General features: G+C 65.7%; 2 protein-coding genes and 2 pseudogenes. 3 read left to right on the forward strand and 1 reads right to left on the reverse strand.

All coding sequences use genetic code 11. The features are described 5' to 3' along the window. From RMO57_RS16400 to RMO57_RS16410, 3 genes and pseudogenes are all read left to right on the forward strand, one after another. Positions 1-1,218, forward strand: a pseudogene (locus tag RMO57_RS16400) (cyanophycin synthetase); the annotation flags it as partial. A 44-nt stretch (positions 1,219-1,262) separates the two neighbouring features. Beyond that, positions 1,263-3,842 (forward strand): cyanophycin synthetase, encoded by a 2,580-nt coding sequence (gene cphA, locus RMO57_RS16405; RefSeq protein WP_310388411.1) that lies wholly within the window; start codon positions 1,263-1,265, stop codon positions 3,840-3,842. Next, positions 3,843-3,991: pseudogene (locus RMO57_RS16410) on the forward strand (IS3 family transposase); the annotation flags it as partial. Positions 3,992-4,190: 199 nt separating this feature from the next. On the opposite strand, the gene RMO57_RS16415 reads toward RMO57_RS16410, so the two are convergent. After that, a complete protein-coding gene (locus tag RMO57_RS16415; RefSeq protein WP_310388413.1) occupies positions 4,191-4,502 on the reverse strand; it encodes a group II intron maturase-specific domain-containing protein in 312 nt (103 codons plus the stop codon). Positions 4,503-4,777: the final 275 nt, after the last annotated feature.

Here is a 4,777-nt window from a genome sequence, read left to right on the forward strand (position 1 = left end):
GGCGACGGCGTGCAAACCGTCGCCCAACTGATTGACTCACAGATCAACAACGACCCGCGCCGCGGCCTGACCGAAGAGTTCCCGCTCAACCGCATCAACGCGATTGAAGACTCGGTGATCCTGCTCGACTTGGAACGCCAAGGCCTGCAAGTTAGCAGCGTGGCCGAGGCGGGCCGCCAGGTGATGATCCAGCGCAATGGCAATGTGTCCATCGACTGCACTGCCGAAGTTCACCCGGATGTGGTGCACGCCGTGGCCTTGGCGGCGCGCGTGATTGGCCTGGACATCGCCGGCGTTGACGTCGTCGCCGAAGACATTGGCCGGCCGCTGCAAGCGCAGGGCGGCGCGGTGGTGGAGGTCAATGCCGGCCCTGGCCTGCTGATGCATCTGAAGCCTGCGGAAGGCATGCCGCAGCCGGTCGGCAAGGCCATCATCGACCACTTGTTTGCCGAAGACGAGAACGGCCGCATTCCCATCGTCGGCGTGGCCGGCTCGCGCGGCACCCACACGATTGCGCGCTTGGTTGCTTGGCTCTTGCATCTGAATGGCCGCCATGTGGGCCTGGCCTGCCGCGACGGTTTGTTCCTCGGCACTCGCCGGGTCGAGCGCAAAAGCAGCGTGCGCTGGGATGCCGCTCACCGCTTGCTGATGAACCGCGGCGTGGACGCCGTGGTGATCGAAAACAGCGCCGCGGCCATTTTGCGCGACGGGCTGTCCTATGACCGCTGCCAGGTTGGCCTGGTGACCGATATGGGCGGCATCGAGGGCTTGGCCGAGTTCGACGTGATGAACCCGGACCAGCTCTACAAGGTCTTGCGCACGCAGATCGATGTGGTCTTGAGCGACGGTGTGGCGGTGCTCAATGCCGCCGAGCCGCTGCTGGTCGAGATGAGTGATCTGTGCGACGGCGAGGTCGTGTTGTATGCCTTGGACGCCGCGTTGCCGGCGCTGACCGAGCACCGCGCTCAAGGCGGGCGGGCAGTCTTTTTGCAAGGGGGCGCGGCTGTGCTCGCGCAGGGTCAGGCCGAAACCGTCGGCGCCAATGTGGACGCTTTGCTGCGCCGCTTTGCGGCGGCCGGCGTGGGCGGTGCGGACGGTGCGGCGGAGATTGATGCCGCCACCGTGCTGGGTGCCGTCGCCACCGCCTGGGCCATGAACATCTCGCCCGAGCTGATCTCGGCCGGGCTGGACACCTTTGTGCCCGAGCTTGCCGCCTGAGCAAGCGCTATTCACAAACAATATTTCACCGAGGAAGACCATCCATGGAAGTCTCTCGCACCCGCGCCCTGCGCGGCCCGAATATGTGGAGCCGCCACACCGCCATCGAAGCCGTCGTGCACTGCACGCCCGCCGAGCAGTCGATTGCCGACATGCCCGAATTTGAGGCCAAGTTGCGTGCGCTGTTCCCCAGCATCGGCGCCCTGCGGCCGGCCAGTGCCACGCGCACACCGATCTCGCTGGCCCATGTGCTGGAGCAGGCCACCTTGGCCCTGCAAGCGCAGGCCGGCTGCCCGGTGACTTTCAGCCAGACTCACGTCACGTCTGAAGCCGGCAGCTACCAAGTGGTGGTCGAGTACAGCGAAGAAGACGTGGGGCGCTTAGCCTTTGAGGAAGCCTGCAAGCTGGTCGCAGCAGCCCGCGACGGCGGCAGCTTTGATGCCGATGCCACGCTGGCGCAGCTGCGCGAGTTGGACGAAGACGTGCGCCTCGGCCCCTCGACCGGCTCCATCGTCAACGCCGCACTCGCGCGTGGCGTGCCCTATCGCCGCCTGACGCAAGGCAGCCTGGTGCAGTTCGGTTGGGGCGCCAAACAGCGCCGCATCTGGGCCGCCGAGGTCGACGCCACCAGCGCCGTCAGTGAATCAATCGCGCAAGACAAAGACCTCTCCAAGCGCCTGCTGCAATCGGCCGGCGTGCCAGTGCCGATTGGCGCCCCAGTCGACTCGGTCGATGAGGCCTGGGCCGTGGCCGAGGAGATCGGCTTGCCGGTCGTCGTCAAGCCGCTCGACGGCAACCAGGGCAAGGGCGTGACGGTCAACGTCGTCACCCGCGAACATATGGAGATCGCCTACAAGGCCGCCGAAGAGATTGGCCAGGTGATGGTGGAAAAGTTCCTGCCCGGCAGTGATTACCGGCTCTTGGTGGTGGGTGACAAGTTGATCGCCGCCGCCCGCCGCGACCCGCCCCATGTGATCGGCGACGGCAAGCTCACGGTCAAGCAATTGGTCGACAAGGTCAACGCCGACCCCAAACGCGGTGACGGCCACGCCACCTCGCTGACCAAGATCCGCTTCGACGATATCGCGGTGGCTCGCTTGGTACAGCAAGACCTGACCCCCGAATCGGTACCGCCGAAGGGCCAGCGCGTGATTCTGCGCAATAACGCCAATCTGTCCACCGGCGGCACCGCCACCGACGTCACCGACGATGTGCACCCTGAAGTGGCAGCGCGCGCGATCGCCGCCGCGCAAGTGGTCGGCCTGCATGTCTGCGGGGTTGACGTGGTGGCCGAGAGCGTGCTGCGTCCGCTGGAAGAAGTTGGCGGCGGCGTCGTCGAGGTCAATGCGGCCCCGGGGCTGCGCATGCACCTGAGCCCCAGCTACGGCAAGGGCCGCAATGTCGGCGAGGCCATCATCTCGCACCTCTATGGCCATGGCCACAAAAGCGAAGACGGCCGCATCCCGGTCATTGCCGTCACCGGCACCAATGGCAAGACCACCACCTCGCGCCTGATCGCCCATCTGTTCGCCACCTGCGGCCTCAAGGTCGGCATGACCAATACCGACGGCGTCTATGTCGACGGCCGCCAGATCGACAGCGGCGATTGCTCCGGCCCGAAGAGCGCCCGCAATGTGCTGATGCACCCGGACGTTGAAGCAGCGGTGTTTGAGACCGCGCGCGGTGGCGTGCTGCGCGAAGGCTTGGGCTTCGATCGCTGCCAAGTGGCGGTTGTCACCAATCTGGGTGCCGGCGATCATTTGGGCATGAACTTCCTCAACACCGTGGACGAGTTGGCCCTGGTCAAGCGCGTGATTGTGCAAAACGTGGCCGCCTCGGGTTATGCGGTCCTGAACGCCGCCGACCCGGTGGTGGCCAAGATGGCCGAGGTCTGTCCCGGCCAAATCATCTTCTTTGCCTCTGACCGCCACCATCCGCTGATGGCCACGCACCGCGCACAGGGCAAGCGCTGCGTCTACATCGACGGCGACATGCTGGTGGCCGCCCAAGGCTCCTGGCGCGAGAACATTGCGCTGCGCGACATCCCCATCACCCGCAATGGCGCGATCGGCTTCCAGATCGAAAACGCGATGGCCTCGGTCGCCGCCGCCTGGGGCATTGGCCTGGACTGGGACACCGTGCGCCGCGGCCTGGCCAGTTTCGCCAATGACGCCGACAACGCGCCGGGCCGCTTCAATGTGATGGACTACCGGGGCGCCACCGTCATCGCCGATTACGGCCATAACGCTGACGCCATGCGGGCCCTGGTCGCGGCCGTGACCGCCTTGCCTGGCAAGCGCCGCTCGGTCGTCATCAGCGGCGCAGGTGATCGGCGCGACGAAGACATCCGCGAGCAAACCGTCATCCTGGGCGCCGCCTTTGATGATGTGCTGCTGTTCGAGGATGCCTGCCAGCGCGGCCGTGCCGACGGCGAGGTGCTGGCCCTGCTACGCGCCGGCCTGAACGGCGCCGAGCGCACGACCTTCATCGACGAAATTCGCGGCGAGTTCGTGGCCATCGACAAAGCCTTGGCGCGGCTGCAGCCGGGTGATTTGTGCCTGGTGCTGGTTGATCAGGTTGAGGAGGCCTTGGCGCATTTGGCGAAGCGGATCGCCGCGGGCTGATCAAGGGCGCTGGCCAGCTTGTTGGTCGATTCGGACATCACCAAGAGTCACAGCCACGCCCTTTCTCCGAGTTGCAGTTCAAGACGATGAAATATCGGCCCGACTTCCCGGCGCGCTTCGGCAGCTTGGCGGATGCGCAGGCCCATTGCCACAAGCGATTGCCGCGAGCGAGCGATCGGCAACGCAATTTGAAGCTTTGCTTCGCCTGCTGCATAACGCCGAAGCTGAGCTGCGGGCGACGGCTGGGCACGCCAGGCCCGATCGGGATAGGGGCCGACCATCGCTGATCGGGCCGCTCCCACACCACCCGGCATGCGGGTCCGCACCGGGCGGTTCGAGAAGTTGAGGTCAAGAGAATTTGGGCATTGCAAGCCTGTCGAAGTGGGCTGAGCTCCATCTGCGCTGCACTACCCGGCGGCTGTTGTGCCACCAGCGCTTGGCGTTGACGGCAATCTGTGCAGCCTCGTCCGCCGTCGCGCCCAGCTTACGCAGTTCGCGGTACATCGCCGTACCGCGCCGCCACTGTTTGAGCTGTACCGCGCGCAGTCGGCGTCGCAGCCAAGTGTCCAGTTCGCGCATGACCTGCGGTGTTTGCGCCAACCGGAAGTTCGCCTTCCAGCCCGGCACATAATCCCTCAAGTCCGCGGCAATCCGGGCCAAGCTTTGCCCCCGGGGTGCGCAGCGTCAGCTGCCGCAGCCGCTGGCGAAGCTTGTGCAGGGCCAGCTCGGCTTCATCGCTCACGGCATCAAACGCGGCTTCACCGCGCCTTTGCTCCGTGCGCCCCGATCCGCCTTGCGGCCTCCCGGGCTTCTGATGCCACGCCATGCCTCGCCAAGCGTCATGTCGCGTAACTGTCCTTCTCGCTCGGCCCTTCACCGTGCCTTCTCGCCCTTCAGCGTGCTCCGGCTCATACAACCTCTGCTGACTTCTCGCT

Source organism: Roseateles sp., assembly GCF_031397715.1.
GTDB lineage: Bacteria > Pseudomonadota > Gammaproteobacteria > Burkholderiales > Burkholderiaceae_C > Paucibacter_A.

Coding starts and splice junctions, on each gene's coding strand:
- cphA (WP_310388411.1), top strand. CDS start 1,263: ATGGAAGTCTCTCGCACCCGCGCCCTGCGCGGCCCGAATATGTGGAGC.